Annotated in this window: 16 protein-coding genes; all 16 read left to right on the plus strand. The window is 44.2% G+C overall.

The window, feature by feature from the left end:
• The first annotated feature begins 43 nt into the window (after nucleotides 1–43).
• Nucleotides 44–298: a DUF3243 domain-containing protein gene (locus tag ACUUJN_RS10335; protein ID WP_013309950.1), complete on the plus strand. Its 255-nt coding sequence runs from the start codon at nucleotides 44–46 to the stop codon at nucleotides 296–298.
• Between the two features lie 227 nt (nucleotides 299–525).
• Nucleotides 526–1,299 (plus strand): DUF3388 domain-containing protein, encoded by a 774-nt coding sequence (locus ACUUJN_RS10340; protein WP_013370747.1) that lies wholly within the window; start codon nucleotides 526–528, stop codon nucleotides 1,297–1,299.
• Nucleotides 1,300–1,329: 30 nt separating this feature from the next.
• The gene (locus ACUUJN_RS10345) at nucleotides 1,330–2,406 is read left to right on the plus strand and encodes a helix-turn-helix domain-containing protein (RefSeq protein ID WP_028542704.1); all 1,077 of its coding nucleotides are present in this window, start codon (nucleotides 1,330–1,332) and stop codon (nucleotides 2,404–2,406) included.
• Nucleotides 2,407–2,490: 84 nt separating this feature from the next.
• Nucleotides 2,491–2,655, plus strand: coding sequence for a hypothetical protein (locus tag ACUUJN_RS10350; RefSeq protein ID WP_023988236.1), 165 nt, complete (start codon nucleotides 2,491–2,493; stop codon nucleotides 2,653–2,655).
• A gap of 144 nt (nucleotides 2,656–2,799) precedes the next feature.
• A complete protein-coding gene (locus ACUUJN_RS10355; protein WP_013309953.1) occupies nucleotides 2,800–3,291 on the plus strand; it encodes a YajQ family cyclic di-GMP-binding protein in 492 nt (163 codons plus the stop codon).
• A gap of 210 nt (nucleotides 3,292–3,501) precedes the next feature.
• Complete coding sequence (pgsA, locus tag ACUUJN_RS10360) at nucleotides 3,502–4,089, plus strand: CDP-diacylglycerol--glycerol-3-phosphate 3-phosphatidyltransferase (protein WP_013309954.1); 588 nt, start codon at nucleotides 3,502–3,504, stop codon at nucleotides 4,087–4,089.
• A 95-nt stretch (nucleotides 4,090–4,184) separates the two neighbouring features.
• A complete protein-coding gene (locus ACUUJN_RS10365; RefSeq protein WP_028542703.1) occupies nucleotides 4,185–5,453 on the plus strand; it encodes a competence/damage-inducible protein A in 1,269 nt (422 codons plus the stop codon).
• Nucleotides 5,454–5,694: 241 nt separating this feature from the next.
• A complete protein-coding gene (gene recA / locus ACUUJN_RS10370; protein WP_023988239.1) occupies nucleotides 5,695–6,756 on the plus strand; it encodes a recombinase RecA in 1,062 nt (353 codons plus the stop codon).
• A 196-nt stretch (nucleotides 6,757–6,952) separates the two neighbouring features.
• The gene (locus tag ACUUJN_RS10375; RefSeq protein WP_028542702.1) at nucleotides 6,953–7,702 is read left to right on the plus strand and encodes a regulatory protein RecX; all 750 of its coding nucleotides are present in this window, start codon (nucleotides 6,953–6,955) and stop codon (nucleotides 7,700–7,702) included.
• 373 nt (nucleotides 7,703–8,075) lie between these two features.
• Nucleotides 8,076–9,620 carry a ribonuclease Y gene (gene rny / locus ACUUJN_RS10380; protein WP_013309958.1) on the plus strand — a complete coding sequence of 515 codons (1,545 nt, stop codon included), beginning with the start codon at nucleotides 8,076–8,078 and terminating at the stop codon, nucleotides 9,618–9,620.
• A 76-nt stretch (nucleotides 9,621–9,696) separates the two neighbouring features.
• Nucleotides 9,697–10,491, plus strand: coding sequence for a TIGR00282 family metallophosphoesterase (locus ACUUJN_RS10385; RefSeq protein ID WP_418028025.1), 795 nt, complete (start codon nucleotides 9,697–9,699; stop codon nucleotides 10,489–10,491).
• Between the two features lie 129 nt (nucleotides 10,492–10,620).
• Entirely contained in the window at nucleotides 10,621–10,881 is a 261-nt protein-coding gene (locus tag ACUUJN_RS10390) for a stage V sporulation protein S (RefSeq protein ID WP_007430104.1), read from the plus strand.
• Nucleotides 10,882–11,003: 122 nt separating this feature from the next.
• Nucleotides 11,004–12,071 (plus strand): dipeptidase, encoded by a 1,068-nt coding sequence (locus tag ACUUJN_RS10395; protein WP_053325273.1) that lies wholly within the window; start codon nucleotides 11,004–11,006, stop codon nucleotides 12,069–12,071.
• Nucleotides 12,072–12,259: 188 nt separating this feature from the next.
• The gene (locus ACUUJN_RS10400; RefSeq protein ID WP_028542700.1) at nucleotides 12,260–13,348 is read left to right on the plus strand and encodes a low temperature requirement protein A; all 1,089 of its coding nucleotides are present in this window, start codon (nucleotides 12,260–12,262) and stop codon (nucleotides 13,346–13,348) included.
• A 142-nt stretch (nucleotides 13,349–13,490) separates the two neighbouring features.
• On the plus strand, nucleotides 13,491–14,063 hold the full coding sequence (gene pduL / locus ACUUJN_RS10405; RefSeq protein WP_023988243.1) for a phosphate propanoyltransferase: 573 nt from the start codon (nucleotides 13,491–13,493) through the stop codon (nucleotides 14,061–14,063).
• A 298-nt stretch (nucleotides 14,064–14,361) separates the two neighbouring features.
• The gene (gene miaB / locus ACUUJN_RS10410) at nucleotides 14,362–15,915 is read left to right on the plus strand and encodes a tRNA (N6-isopentenyl adenosine(37)-C2)-methylthiotransferase MiaB (protein WP_023988244.1); all 1,554 of its coding nucleotides are present in this window, start codon (nucleotides 14,362–14,364) and stop codon (nucleotides 15,913–15,915) included.
• Nucleotides 15,916–15,960 lie beyond the last annotated feature (45 nt).

A 15,960-nucleotide genomic window follows, 5' to 3' on the forward strand; every position in this document is an offset into this window, starting at 1 on the left:
AACTGTTGATTTTAAATCTGAATCATCTAAGGAGGATTTAAGTATGTCAACAGTTGTTCAGAATTTTGATGTTTGGAAAAAGTTCCTCGGTCAGCGTGTAGAGCAAGCGGAGAAGCTGGGAATCAGCCAAGATACCATTTCTGAGCTTGCTTATGAAATTGGTGATTTTCTGGATGAGAAGGTCGATCCAGCCAACCACTCCAACCGCGCACTGAAAGAACTGTGGGGAGTTGCCGATGAGGACGAGCGTCACACCATCGCCCGGCTAATGGTTAAATTGGCCAAGAGCAACGCATAAGTAGGAACCAACATGAAAAGCTCCCTTTTGGGGGCTTTTCTGTAATGGTTACAGAGCTGTTCTTGTAATTCCATTGTAATTTATATATCATAAACGTGATTGAGGCTTACAACACAATGCAGCCTATCAAATTTCAATAATTGGTTTTGTCGAAAGATGTTATTTTATGATACAATAATGCTTTGATTTGGAGTTGTTGACGGTTTGAATGTGAATGAGGTGCTAACGTGACGGAAGAAACGAAACAGTGGTACATGGAGTACAAGATACATAAAAATCGACCCGGACTGCTGGGAGACATTGCTTCCATGCTTGGTATTCTGGGGGTTAATATACTGACGATCAACGGTGTTGAAGGCGAAAGACGGGGGATGTTGCTTGAAACGGACGATGACGAGAAGATACGCATTCTCGGAGACACGTTAAAAAAAGCGAGCAACATTACAGTCACGGCCTTACGTGCTCCGAGACTGGTTGATATATTGGCAGTAAGACACGGCCGTTACATCGATCGGGATTCGGATGATCGTAAAACATTTCGCTTTACACGCGATGAGCTTGGGTTGCTGGTCGATTTTTTGGGTGAAGTATTAAAGAGGGACGGCAATCAGGTGATCGGTCTTCGCGGGATGCCGCGTGTGGGCAAAACGGAATCCATTATTGCCAGTAGTGTATGCGCAATGAAGCGTTGGACTTTTGTGTCTTCAACGTTACTACGACAGACGGTGCGCAGTCAGCTCTCTGAAGAAGAAATGAACCCGAACAATGTGTTTATTATTGATGGTATTGTGAGTACAATTCGGTCAAATGAAAGACATTATCATCTGCTTCAGGAAATCATGAGTATGCCAAGTACTAAAGTGATTGAGCATCCTGATGTATTTGTACGTGAATCAGGATACAGCTTTGACGATTTCAATATCATTATTGAGCTTCGCAATAATCCGGCTGAGGAAATTATTTATGATACCTTTACAGCCAGTTATACAGAAGATCTTTAAATAAGCGTAATTACACAAGGAGATGATGACATGTCAGAACTGGGTCAGCAATTAAAGGAGGCCCGGCTGCAAAAAGGATTGAGCCTTGACGATGTTCAGGAAATGACGAAGATACGCAAACGTTATCTGGAAGCCATTGAGACGGGCGATTACAAAGTGCTGCCGGGAAGCTTTTATGTCAGAGCTTTTATTAAAACATACGCTGAAACGGTCGGGTTGAACCCCGATGAGATTCTGGAAGGGCATCAAAGCAATGTGCCTGAACCTGAGCCGGAAGCAGTCATGGAGCCTGTTACACAGAAACGCTCCAGCCGTCCCGCCACGATTGGTAATCTTAAATGGTTGCCTACAGCGTTAATGTGGCTTTTTCTAGTTCTCATTGTTGGGGTTATTTATGCTTATTGGGTGAGCAACAACCATTCAACTCCAAAAACAGCAGAAAACACAACGCCGATTACAACACCAAGTACAACACCAAGCACCACACCAAGCACGTCTACTCCTGATACCACTACGACACAGCCGAACAATGGTCAAACGACGGCTCCAAATGGTGCTGGTGGGCAGACTCCTGATGCGGGGCAAACCGGCCAAACTCAGCCAGGTGGTACGGGGAGTACGGGTGCTACTACTCCAGATACTGGACAGCAGCCGGATACGACTACGCCACAACAAGGTGTAACTGTGGCACAGGACGGCAAGCAAGGCAAGACGACGATTTTTAAAGTTTCCAGTTCAACGGGAGCCGCGGTCAAGGTTGATATTAAAGCGACGGGCGAAAGCTGGCTTGAAGTGTACAAGGGAGAAAATTCCCGTGGAGAAAAGCTGAGTTATGGTATGACTAAAAGTGGAGATGCCATGTCATTCGATATTGGTCCAGAAGGTTTATATATCAAATCAGGACGGTCTTCTGCCACAGATATTTCCGTAGCAGGTCAACCGATAACAGATAATAAATCGACTACTCGTGTACTGATCCAGCAAGGAGAAGCTTCTTCGACCGGAACGAGTGCAGGGGTGACGGGTTCACCTGCAGATTCTACGACAGGTAGCAGTACGGATTCAGCACAAAGTAGTACAGATTCTACAACTACTGATGGTGAATAAACGCCTTGGTGCGAGGAAATACTAATGACTGTAATTCCTGGAAAGGCAGTCATTTCATTTTCCGCAAAGTGAGGTGTATACGTTATGACCGTCAGCTGGATTGTGACTGGGCTCGGTATAATTGTCAGTTTACTGGGCTATTATCTGACACCGAATGCATGGGGCTATGGCATACTGGGCTTTGGTCTTGCTCACATTGTGCTTGGACTTTTGGATATGTTCCGAACTCCAACACGAAGCCATAATTAGATATTTTGACCGTAAATGAAATAAAGGCGTTTTTGTCAGGAAAACTGGCAAGAACGCCTTTTTAGTCAACGGATTATTGGATTTTTGTAAATGACTAGCCTATAATTAGATATTGAACTTTGTTGTGGAAAGGAAAGTGAAACGATGGCTTCAGAAAATTCATTTGATATCGTCTCCAAAATGGATATGCAGGAGTTAACAAATGCGGTTCATCAGACGGAGCGTGAAATTGAAACTCGATTTGATTTCAAGGATAGCAAAAGTAGCCTTAAGCTTGAGAAAGAAGCTCTTACGATTGCATCGGAAGACGAATACAAGCTGAATGCGGTGATTGATATTTTGCAATCTAAAATGGCCAAACGAGGTCTGTCCCTTAAAAATGTGGAGTATGGCAAATTGGAACCCGCCTCTTTAGGTTCAGTGCGTCAGCGTCTTTCGCTTAAGCAGGGAATTGATCAGGATAATGCCAAGAAAATTAACATTCTTATTCGGGACTCCAAGCTAAAAGTTAAAAGTCAGATTCAAGGTGATCAAATCCGAGTGACCGGAAAAAACAGGGATGATTTACAGGCGATCATTCAATTGCTGCGTAAAGCTGATTTGCCATTGGAGCTTCAATTTACAAACATGAAATAAAGCCGTTTTCCCTCATACATTTTGTAGGAAAAAACGTTGCTTGATGTGCGGCAGGTTATTTTGACATGCGTTTTGTGCCATATTATACTTGTAACGAAAATGCAGACAATTCAGGTGTATAGCGCTCGTCGATAGCGATTTACATAGGATTGAATTTAATCCGAAAACTGCCATTTGTAATCAAGTACGATAATCAGGGGAGAGTGTGTTGTGAATTTACCCAACAGAATTACAATAACGCGGATTTGCCTTATTCCGGTGATGATGCTGGCTTTGCTGGTGGACTTTGATTTTTATCCGCCGCCGATTGAGATCGGAGCTTTCAAGCTGCCGTATAATCAGCTGATTGCGGCTATCATTTTCCTTGTAGCAGCCAGCACGGATGGTCTTGACGGATATTTGGCACGTAAAAATAATATGGTCACCAATTTGGGCAAGCTGTTGGACCCCCTTGCTGATAAGCTTTTGGTAACCGCCATTTTGGTTTCCTTGGTAGAAATGGGAAAAATCGATTCGTGGATTGTCGTTGTGATTGTTAGCCGTGAGTTTGCGGTTACGGGTCTGCGTCAGATTGCCTTACTGGATGGTTCTGTGGTTGCTGCAAGTAATTGGGGCAAATTGAAGACGATCATCCAGATCGTTGCTATTGTAGCGTTGCTCATTAATAATTTCCCGTTTGTTTTTCTTGGTATCCCGTTTGATTTAATAGCGATATGGGCAGCGGTGTTGATCACCATTTATTCGGGTATTGATTATTTTGTGAAAAATATCCACTTGCTGAGCTCCTCCAAAGTTTAACAGGATAAATTTTATGGAAACAGCAATAGGGACTAAACTTATTGCTGTTTCTTTACATAATTCCCATAATATTCGCAGTACAGGAGGAAGAATTGATGAAAGCTGAAATAATTGCAGTAGGTACAGAGTTATTGCTCGGACAAATAGTGAATACAAATGCTCAATATTTGTCACAAGAGTTGGCTACAATCGGAATCGATGTATATTTTCAGACTGTAGTTGGCGATAACATAGATCGGCTTCAGGAAGCGATAAGAATTGCTCAGAAGCGTGCGGATATTATTTTGTTTTCCGGTGGTCTGGGACCGACTCAGGATGATTTGACGAAAGATGCGATAGCGTCTGTATTGGGGCGAAAATTGCACATAGATCGTCTTGCAATGGACAAGCTAGATCAGTTTTTCCGTAACCGTGGGGTAGAAATGACCGAGAATAACCGCCGGCAGGCGCTTTCTATTGAAGGCGCTACTCCGCTTGAAAATGAGACAGGGCTAGCTGTGGGCGACGCAATTGCACAGGACGGTAAATTTTATGTAGTTTTGCCTGGACCGCCTAAGGAACTCAAACCCATGTTTGCAAACCAAGCGAAACCTTGGTTGCTTCAGCAGGCATTGAGCGGTGAGGAAATGCCAATTTATTCAAAAATGCTAAAATTTGCAGGGATCGGTGAGTCAGCTCTTGAAACCCATTTGTTAGATCTGATCCAATCCCAGACAGACCCCACGATTGCTCCTTATGCCAAGGAAGGGGAAGTCACGATCCGTATATCCACCAAGGCGGCCAGCGAAAGTGAAGCACTAATTAAGCTGACGGCTACGGAAGTAGAAATTCAGCAGCGTCTTTCGGAATATATGTATGCAAGTGAAGATGTTACGCTGGAGAAGGTTATCGTAGATCTAATGGCCAAACGCGGGCTCACTGTGAGTGCGGCAGAAAGCTGTACAGGTGGAATGCTGATGGAACACATCACTTCTATACCTGGCAGTGCTGTTATGTTTCAAGGTGGCATCGTGTGCTATTCCAATGAAATGAAGATGAAATTACTCAACGTGCCTTATGATTATTTGGAAGGGGATCAAGCGCCAGGTGCAGTGAGTAAGGAAGTAGCCCTTGTGCTTGCAGAGCAGGCGAGAATGATCATGGACAGCGATTTTGGACTTTCAGTTACTGGTGTTGCCGGGCCTGGGTATTCCGAACGGAAGCCAGTCGGTTTGGTGTATATTGGCATTGCTGAACGCGACAAGGAAACGGAAGTACATGAACTGAGACTGAGTGGTAACCGTGAAACAATCCGACTGCGATCAGTCAAAGCAATCCTGTACAGATTGTGGCGCAGGCTGGTAGAGAACGAGAAACTCTCTTAAACATCTATGTACAGTGTGGGTCGTAGAGTTGTTTTAGATAGATATTCATGATATAATCATCTTATCGGAAGAACCGTTGCAAAGCCTTTTGCCAGCGGTTCTTTTTTTGTTTTAAGAGACAGGTGTAATTGTAGAAGAGAGCTGTGTGAACAAAAAAACGAATGTATGTTCGAAAAAATGCTTGGCAAGCGTGTCAAAACAAGGTATTATTAAAGTACAAACAATGAAGGATGTGAGTTTATTGTCAGATCGTCGTGCTGCGCTGGATATGGCGCTCCGTCAAATAGAAAAGCAATTTGGTAAAGGTTCCATTATGAAGTTGGGTGAGTCTACCCACATGCAAGTGGAAACGATCCCCAGTGGTTCGATTGCTTTGGATATTGCGTTAGGAACGGGCGGCTTTCCAAGAGGCCGGGTTATTGAAATATACGGACCGGAATCATCCGGTAAAACGACAGTAGCTCTTCACGCTATCGCAGAGGTGCAAAAAACAGGCGGACAAGCCGCCTTTATCGACGCCGAGCATGCGCTTGATCCGTCGTATGCAAGCAAGCTGGGTGTCAATATTGATGAGTTGTTACTATCGCAACCAGATACAGGAGAGCAGGCGCTTGAGATTGCCGAAGCTCTTGTACGTAGTGGAGCAGTAGACATTGTAGTTGTTGACTCCGTAGCGGCACTTGTGCCCAAGGCAGAGATTGAAGGCGAAATGGGAGATTCCCACGTTGGTCTTCAAGCACGTTTGATGTCTCAGGCATTGCGTAAGCTTTCTGGAGCCATTAATAAGTCGAAAACCATTGCTATTTTTATTAACCAGCTACGTGAAAAAGTAGGTGTTATGTTCGGTAACCCTGAAACAACACCAGGTGGACGTGCCTTGAAGTTTTACTCTACGGTACGTTTGGATGTTCGTCGTATTGAAAGTTTGAAAATGGGTAACGACATTGTGGGTAACCGCACACGTATTAAAGTCGTGAAGAACAAAGTTGCCCCTCCTTTCCGTCAGGCTGAGGTAGATATTATGTACGGTGAGGGCATTTCCAAAGAAGGTAGCCTGATCGATATCGGTACGGAGCATGACATTGTCGACAAGAGCGGAGCCTGGTATTCCTACGAAGGTGAGCGCCTTGGTCAGGGACGTGAGAATGCTAAGCAATTTTTGAAGGAAAATCCGAATATTGCTAGTACGATCGAACAAAAAATTCGGGTGGCCAGCAATCTGATTACGACGGTTGCTCCGCCTACAGAAGAAGAGTTGGCACAGCAAGCGAAGGAAGAACAGGAATTGTTGGAGCTTGAATAAAGCTCGGTGAATCCTGGTTTGTGAACTGGGGCCAGGGTTATGGCACCGTCCGTTTGAATAGCATGATTCTGATGCCCTGCACAGTTGTGCAGGGCATTTTTGCATCAACTAGAGTCTGCTTTGTCAGTGGAATCTAACTTTTGCGTAGCAGGTGTTCAAAGGCTGCTTTCGTGAATTTCAAAGTGAGGGAAATATATTGCAGTTGGACGATGAAGATGAATACACTTCGGAAGCAAATAAGCAACAAGGGATTTCTCTTTTTCCGGATCATGAGGAATTGATGATTACTAGGGTAGAGCAGGGACAGGGACGCAAACATGGAAGGTATATCATACATTTTGGTCCTTATTCACTGTCTGTATTAGAAGATGTAATGATCAAGTACAATATGTTCAAAGGAACGTCATTTGATAAAAAAGAACTGGAAGATATCGTTCTGGCAGATGAAAAGCAACAGGCTTATGTACTTGCGCTTCGCTATTTGGGGCGAAAGCCTCGCACACGTCAGGAAATTGCCCAGCGTTTAGCGCAAAAAGAACTGGATCAGTCTGTTATTGACGAAGTAATGGTCCGACTCCATAGGGAACAACTCGTAGATGATGATTTATACGCCCGTCAATGGGCAAGGCAGCGCATAACAAGCCAACGTAAGGGGAAGATGTGGGTTAGGCAAGAACTTCGTCAGAAGGGCATCTCTAAAGCCTCTATTGGCGAAGCGTTAGGTGAGATCACCGATAATGAGGAGTGGGAGAGCGCTTTGACGGTCGGACGTAAGAAATGGAATCAGGTACGTGGTGATATAATGGAGAAAAAAAGGAAAACATACCCTTTTCTCATGAGACGCGGATATTCGGGGGATATGACACGCCGTGTAGTCAATCATCTCACTGCGACCGAGCATGACGCTGCTTCAGATGACGAGGAATTGTTGCAGTGGGAGGAATAGTTGCCAAACGGCTGCTGAACCTTTGGCTAGTATGAACGGATAGGATGAGCTAGTTATTACATGGAAAGCTGCATGGTAGTCTACTAATGTTTGCATTCCCTTGACAATGCCATTTGTCAAATAATAAAATATATATGAAACGATACTTGTGGAACGCCCTTTTTCCTTCCAAAAAAGCGGAATCCACGGTGAGTTCTCATCGCCAAATAACAAGTGATGCCGCTATGCCAGGCGGAATTGTACATGTGAAAGCATGTGCATATGAAATGAAACGACCTTGTGTCGTTGTCTTAGTTTGACGATCAAAGTAAATGTGACAATTGCAAAAAGTCCCAAGGAATGCCTTGGAGGAACCAACGGGGAGGTGAACAGTATGATGACTGCGATCTGGTTCGTTCTCGTTGCTGTAGCCGCGTTATTCTTTGGGTTCGGGATTGGTTATTTTATTCGCAAATCTATTGCAGAAGCTAAGATCTCCAGTGCGGAAGAAGCTGCCGCGCAAATCGTGGAGAACGCGAAAAAAGAGGCAGAAGCGCTGAAGAAGGAAACGGTATTGGAAGCGAAAGATGAAATCCACCGCATCCGTGCCGAAGCTGAAAAAGAAACTCGTGAACGTCGCAATGAAATTCAACGACAGGAACGAAGATTGCTGCAAAAAGAAGAATCGCTGGATAAAAAATTGGAATCGCTGGAACGCAAAGAAGAACAAGTGGCCAACAAAGAGAAACGAATCGATGAAACCCAGCAGCAAATTGATTTGATTTACAAGAGTCAGGTAACTGAGTTGGAACGTATTTCCAATCTGACGATGGAGGATGCAAGAAGTATTATTCTGACCAACGTAGAGCAGGAAGTTCGTCATGAAACAGCTCAGATGATTAAAGAAATTGAACAGCAGGCCAAAGAAGAAGCGGACAAAAAGTCTCGTGAAATCATCACACTGGCCATCCAACGCTGTGCGGCAGATCATGTAGCAGAAACGACGGTTTCTGTTGTCACATTGCCGAACGAAGAAATGAAAGGCCGGATCATCGGGCGCGAAGGCCGTAATATCCGTGCACTTGAAACCCTTACAGGAATTGACCTCATTATTGATGATACGCCGGAAGCTGTTATTTTGTCTGGATTTGATCCGATTCGTAGAGAGATTGCGCGTACTGCGCTTGAAAAGCTCGTAGCGGACGGACGGATACATCCGGCTCGTATTGAAGAGATGGTGGAAAAATCCCGTAAAGAGGTGGACGAACGAATCCGTGAGTATGGTGAACAGGCCACCTTTGAGGTGGGCGTGCATAGCTTGCATCCAGATTTGATCAAGATCTTGGGACGTCTCAAGTTCCGTACAAGTTACGGACAGAACGTATTGAAGCACTCGATGGAAGTTGCATACTTGACAGGTCTGATGGCCGGGGAACTGGGCGAAGACGTTGTACTGGCAAGACGGGCAGGATTGCTGCATGACATCGGGAAGGCGCTGGATCATGAAGTGGAAGGTTCGCACGTTGAAATTGGCGTGGAGCTGGCGAAGAAGTACAAGGAACACCCGGTCGTCATCAACAGCATTGCCTCACATCACGGCGACTGCGAAGCGACTTCAGTGATCGCCATGCTGGTTGGGGCGGCAGATGCCCTGTCAGCAGCAAGACCGGGAGCGCGGCGTGAAACGCTAGAGACGTACATCCGTCGTCTTGAGAAGCTGGAACGCATCTCCGAATCTTTTGAAGGCGTTGAAAAATCATACGCGATTCAAGCCGGACGCGAAGTTCGTGTCATGGTACAGCCAGAGAAAATTGATGATGCGGAAGCATTCCGACTGGCCCGCGATATTACGAAAACGATTGAGAATGAACTGGACTATCCGGGACATATCAAGGTTACCGTCATACGCGAGACCCGTGCGGTAGAATACGCAAAATAAAAGCATTTCAATGAAAAGTGGCCGCTGCTTGTAGGGCCACTTTTCATTATGTAAGGCAGACTAGGGAGGGCTTTCTATCAACGTATTATTTATTGGAGACATCGTCGGCAGTGTAGGCAGAAAGGCACTGAGGGAGAATCTCCCTTCGCTAAAATCAAAATACAACCCGCATGTTATTATTGTGAACGGAGAAAATGCGGCTTCGGGAAGAGGAATTACCCCAGCCATCGCCAGAGAGTTTTTTGATTGGGGCGTTCATGGGATTACGATGGGAAATCATACTTGGGACAATAAGGAAATATTTGATTTTATAGATGATGAGCCGCGGATCATCCGCCCGGCTAACTTTCCACCAGGAACACCAGGCCGGGGTCATACCGTTGTAAAAGGTGGAGGTAAGGAGCTGGCTATTGTTAATCTGCAAGGTAGAACTTTTTTGCCAGCTATTGACGATCCATTCCGTGCAGCAGATGAAATTGTCGATGAGCTGCGCAAAAAACATAAACATATCCTAGTTGATTTCCACGCCGAAGCAACCTCGGAAAAAATCGCTATGGGTTGGCATTTGGATGGACGTGCTTCAATCGTGGTAGGTACGCACACACATGTACAGAGCAATGACGATACGATTTTGCCACAAGGAACTGCGTATCAGACAGATGCGGGAATGGTAGGTCCTTATGAGGGAGTGCTTGGGATGCAGAAAGAGGCTGTGTTACAGAAATTCCAGACCCAGCTTCCAGTACGTTTTCAAGTGGACATGGGCAAATGGCATTTTCATGCCATCAGCGTAGAGCTGAATGATAACGATGGAAAAGCCCGCAAAATTCAGAAAATCAGACTCAAAGAAGATGAATGGCGGATGGATTAACCTTTTTGTGAGCTACTTAAGGAAAGAATAAGGAAAACTGTCACCAAAAAGCAGGAATTTTTTGCTGACCCTCGAATAACATCTAATAGTGGAATCAAACCATCATCATTCCCAGGGGAGGTACTTACTATGGATGTATTAAAAGTATCAGCAAAATCCAATCCCAATTCAGTTGCAGGCGCACTCGCAGGAGTACTGCGTGAACGCGGAAATGCAGAATTACAGGCGATTGGAGCGGGTGCACTAAACCAAGCCATTAAAGCGGTAGCCATTGCCCGGGGATTTGTCGCACCAAGCGGAGTGGATTTGATTTGTATTCCTGCTTTTACAGACATTGTTATTGATGGAGAAGATCGGACTGCGATCAAATTGATTGTAGAGCCAAGATAATAAATGTAAGTTGCCTGAGCCTGTTTACGATTTGTAAACGGGCTTTTTTGCTTTGTGAGTCTGTTACTATGATTTTTAAAATAAATTTGTGATGCTTCAATCTCTAAATGGAGGTAAGATGCATGAATGATAAGCTAAAAGTGAATTGGCCAGTTGTTGACTTTCATTGTGATGTGTTATGTAAAATGCAGCTCGATGCGCAGATCGATTTCAGTCATCCATCGCTTGATGTCACAAAAGAACGTTTGCTAGAAGGTAACGTGCGGTTGCAAACATTTGCTATATATATTTCTCAGGTATTGGGCACGCCAAGATTTGAGCATGTGATTCGTCAAATTGAGCTGTTCAGGCAGCATGTTACCTCTATCTCAGGTGGGTTGAGACCATTGCTGTGGAAGGAAGACTTGGTAATGTGTAAAAATACGTCCGCAGTGCATCAGGAGGAGCAAGTAAAGCAGGCAGGAAAAGAGAAGCGCATGGAAAAGATAACGTATGTGGATGGTAATGGGACGGATCATACATGGGCACCTTGGGCTTTGCTCTCACTGGAGGGGGTAGATGCGCTGGAAGGGAACCCGTTTTATGCAGAATTGTGCTATGCCATGGGAATACGATTGATTGGACTGACATGGAATTATGCGAACTGGGCAGCTGACGGCATTATGGAACATAGAGGTGGCGGGCTGAGTAGCAAGGGGCGCGATTTGGTCAATCGCTGTAATGACCTGGGACTGCTGCTAGATGTATCGCATTTGTCCGTACAGGGCTTCTGGGAGGTGCTAGAGGAGGCCACTCTACCGCCCATTGCTTCGCATTCGAATGCCTTTGCGAAGTGTGCTCACCCCCGTAATCTACGGGATGAACAGATTCGTGCACTGATCGCTCGTAACGGACGGATTGGTTTGACCTTCGTCACAATGTTTCTCAAAGAGCAGGGCATGGTAACTGCTGAGGATCTGCTACCACACATTGAGCATATTTGTTCATTAGGCGGCGAAAGGCATTTGATGTTTGGCTCTGATTTTGACGGTATCGAGCACCATGTGCAAGGGCTGGAGCACTCGGGGAAATATCCGATTTTTGCAGAACTGCTGCTGAAGCATTACCCTGAGGAGCTGGTCAAGGGATGGCTGGGAGGACATGCGCTGGAATACTTGCAAACGAATCTGCCTTCCAAAATTTCTTCTTAAATAGCTATTTATAGAGGGAATTTTTAGCTGCGAACACTCTTGACAAAGCGAGAAGGATTACGAAATAATTGGAGCATCTTAGAATTGCATGGTGCTAAAATAACATTTGCAGAAATACGGCAGACGTTGGAGCGAGACTGACGGGTCACCATGCTGCACCGCCATATCAGAGGGGGCTCCATTACATAATGTTGATAAAAAAGGTTACCTGGCTTGAGCTCTTTTATGACTTGTTGTTCGTAGCTGCTGTCTCCAAGGCCACTCATGTTTTGCTACATGTTGAGCATGGTAGTATCTCATGGGAACATATGGAAAAGTTTATTATGATTTTTATCCCAATATGGTGGGCTTGGGTGGGGCAAACGGTCTACAACAATCGTTTTGGGCAAGACAGTATAACACATCGAATTTTTATGATCCTGCAATTGTTTTTCGTGTTGATCATGACCGCCAGCCTGAATATAGATTTTGATGCGTATTATGTATCTTTTTTTGTTGGCTATATTGGGTTAAGAGGTTTGACTGTCGTTCAATATTTACTTTCGGCACCCAAAGAAACGGCTCATAAACAGGAAACAGCTCGTTTTTTCGGAATTTATTTTTGGATTGGAATAGTTATCTCTAGTTTCTCCCTCTTCTTTGATTCTTGGGTTCGATATTTGATTTTATATACAGGTATAGCTATTGATATCCTCGTTCCTTTGATTGGCCGTAAAAAGTTGGTGATCACACCTATCCATACGGAGCATCTTTTAGAACGCTTTGCACAGTTCACCTTAATTTTGCTTGGCGAATCTGTGATAAGTATGCTTTCTGTTTTACAATCCGATCATTTTACGGTTTCTTCTATTGTATTTGCTGCTTTGGCTTTTGTATTAGTCATTGCAATCTGGTGGCAATATTTTGAGAATATGGAGAAGCGCGTAGATAAATCAAAACAATCAGCAGGACAGACTATTATTTATGGTCATTTGTTTATTTATCTTTCCCTTAGCATGCTAGCTGCTTCGATTCAGCTCTTGTTTTTGGGACAAGTAGACTATATCTTTGTGCTTTGCTTTACCTTTGCTTCTGTTTTTATTTACTTTTTGTCGGTTTTGCTGGTATTTCATCAGTACAGATTAAGTCATCTGAAACCTCGTCTCAGAGTCATTTTTTTCTTAACTGGAATACTCTGTGTCCTGTTTATTCTTAATATATTTGTTGTCGTTCCCCCTCATCTCATCGTAGCTGAAATCATGCTTTTCTTTCTCTTGTTCGCTAAAACGACGGTTTGATCCGATTTCTATGGACGATATTTAACGCCGATTAGGGCGAAAAAGGGAACTTTATACGCTCTCCTTTTCTTTCTTGGTAAAATAGGAGTATAATAGCATAGATGTGTAAAGTATTGTATAGAGAAAAAGGAGTGACCACACGATGAGTAAAATCGTACCTGTCGGCGTTTCAGCCCGTCATATTCACCTGACTCAAGAGCATATTGAAATTTTGTTCGGAGCAGGCTATCAATTAACTGAATTTAAACCTTTGTCCCAAACAGGACAATTTGCCGCAAATGAAACGGTAGCTGTAATTGGTTCTAAGGGTCAATTTGATAAGGTTCGCATTTTGGGACCTGCTCGTCCCGCATCCCAATTGGAAATCTCTCGCACTGATTCCTTTGCTATTGGTGTAAAAGCACCTGTACGCGAATCTGGTAGCATTGATGGTACACCAGGAATCACGGTAAAAGGACCCGCTGGTGAAGTGGAACTGCAAGAAGGCGTGATTGTAGCAGCCCGCCATATTCATTTCCATACATCTGATGCAGCTAAATGGGACATTAAGGACAAGCAGTTGCTGAAAGTACGTGTCGGCGGCGAACGTGGCCTTGTATTTGAAAATGTTCTTGCACGTGTGTCCGATTCTTTTGCTTTGGATATGCACATTGATACAGATGAAGCGAACGGAGCCGGTGTGAAAAACGGTGACAACGCTGAAATCGTAGACTAATATACACGTATTTAAATGCCGGAAGGCTTAAAGAGTCCGATTCTTGCAAAAGAATCGGGCTTTTTACATACTATATAATTCACAAATACTTCACTAATGTACAAAAAGAACATGAGTTCACATTGCACTCAATGGTATCTGCGGCTGATCTATGGCGATGGCCTATAAATCATGCTATAATTTAGTGTAATGCCTTTTTTAAAGGTTTTTTAGAACTAAAATAAATTTACCAAGCCTAAAGATACAGTAAAATCACAAATTAGCTCGTGAAATAGATGGTGTAAGGAGTGACTAAGGAATGGAAAAGAAAACAAAAGATTACTCCAAATATTTTGATTTCTCGGATGCGAAGATTATTTCTGAAGATGAGCATAGCAAAAAGATCCGTATTCGCGGACGTGAAATCAACATTATGGCGGAGCCGAACCATAGAAAAGAAAAGCAACGCGGTAAAGAGGATGTACAGGTATTATATGATAACGCAGTCCCGGATGAGCTAAAGCATATCGGTGAGGGAAAGCATTATATCGTATACACATTCGGTTGCCAAATGAACGAGCATGATTCCGAAACCATAAAAGGCTTGCTGGAGCAAATGGGCTACCAGGCAACCGAGGATCGGAAGGAAGCAGACATCATTTTACTGAACACTTGTGCTATCCGTGAAAATGCGGAGGATAAAGTGTTTGGCGAGCTGGGTCACCTCAAGCATCTCAAAACAGAAAAGCCAGGACTGCTGCTCGGCGTGTGTGGCTGCATGTCACAAGAAGAGAATGTCGTTAACCGGATTATGCAAAAACACGGTTTTGTCGATATGATTTTTGGTACCCACAATATTCATCGTCTGCCTCAGCTCGTCAAGGAAGCACTCTTTAGCAAAGAAATGGTGGTCGAAGTGTGGTCTAAGGAAGGCGACATTATCGAAAACCTGCCGAAGAAGCGCGAGGGTATGCGGGCTTGGGTGAACATTATGTACGGTTGTGATAAATTTTGCACCTATTGCATTGTTCCCTTTACACGTGGTAAGGAAAGAAGCCGCCGTCCAGAGGATGTTATCGCTGAAGTACGGGATTTGGCACGTCAAGGCTTTAAAGAAATCACCTTACTGGGGCAAAATGTTAACGCTTATGGCAAGGATTTGAAAGATTTGAATTACAGATTCGGGGATCTGATGGATGATATGCGCAAAATTAATATCCCGCGTGTACGTTTTACGACATCACATCCACGTGATTTTGATGACCATTTGGTTGAAGTGCTTGGTAAGGGTGGCAATTTGGTGGAGCATATCCATCTGCCTGTTCAATCCGGTAATACGGATATATTGAAGAAAATGAACCGAAAATATACCCGTGAGCGTGTTCTGGAACTGGCTGCGAAGATTAAAACAGCTGTTCCGCATGTTTCTCTGACAACAGATATCATCGTAGGTTTCCCGGGCGAAACAGACGAGCAGTTTGAAGATACTCTATCTTTGGTGCGCGAGGTCGGCTATGACTTTGCCTACACATTTATTTATTCACCACGTGAAGGTACGCCAGCTGCTTCGATGGAAGATAATGTGCCTATGTCGGTTAAAAAAGAGCGTCTCCGGCGTCTGAACATTGCTGTGAACCAAAACAGCCTTCGCTTTAATAGTCGATTGCGTGGCGAAGTGGTTGAAGTGCTGGTGGAAGGCGAGAGCAAAAATGACAGCAAAGTGCTTGCCGGTCGGACCCGTTCCAATAAGCTTGTACATTTTGAGGGTTCTAAGGACCTGATTGGTTCCTTTGTTCAAGTGAAAATTACGGAACCTATGACCTTTTACATCAAAGGTGATCTGGTTGAAACGGCTGTAGCAGTTAACGGATAAAAGAATATTCTAGCGGGTTGCATGCGGTCTGAGTAAAGGGCTGTG

The sequence above is a fragment of the Paenibacillus sp. LRG-1 genome, assembly GCF_057220305.1.

Coding starts and splice junctions, on each gene's coding strand:
- ACUUJN_RS10335 (WP_013309950.1), top strand. CDS start 44: ATGTCAACAGTTGTTCAGAATTTTGATGTTTGGAAAAAGTTCCTCGGT.
- ACUUJN_RS10345 (WP_028542704.1), top strand. CDS start 1,330: ATGTCAGAACTGGGTCAGCAATTAAAGGAGGCCCGGCTGCAAAAAGGA.
- ACUUJN_RS10350 (WP_023988236.1), top strand. CDS start 2,491: ATGACCGTCAGCTGGATTGTGACTGGGCTCGGTATAATTGTCAGTTTA.
- ACUUJN_RS10355 (WP_013309953.1), top strand. CDS start 2,800: ATGGCTTCAGAAAATTCATTTGATATCGTCTCCAAAATGGATATGCAG.
- ACUUJN_RS10365 (WP_028542703.1), top strand. CDS start 4,185: ATGAAAGCTGAAATAATTGCAGTAGGTACAGAGTTATTGCTCGGACAA.
- rny (WP_013309958.1), top strand. CDS start 8,076: ATGATGACTGCGATCTGGTTCGTTCTCGTTGCTGTAGCCGCGTTATTC.
- ACUUJN_RS10390 (WP_007430104.1), top strand. CDS start 10,621: ATGGATGTATTAAAAGTATCAGCAAAATCCAATCCCAATTCAGTTGCA.
- ACUUJN_RS10395 (WP_053325273.1), top strand. CDS start 11,004: ATGAATGATAAGCTAAAAGTGAATTGGCCAGTTGTTGACTTTCATTGT.
- ACUUJN_RS10400 (WP_028542700.1), top strand. CDS start 12,260: ATGTTGATAAAAAAGGTTACCTGGCTTGAGCTCTTTTATGACTTGTTG.
- pduL (WP_023988243.1), top strand. CDS start 13,491: ATGAGTAAAATCGTACCTGTCGGCGTTTCAGCCCGTCATATTCACCTG.
- miaB (WP_023988244.1), top strand. CDS start 14,362: ATGGAAAAGAAAACAAAAGATTACTCCAAATATTTTGATTTCTCGGAT.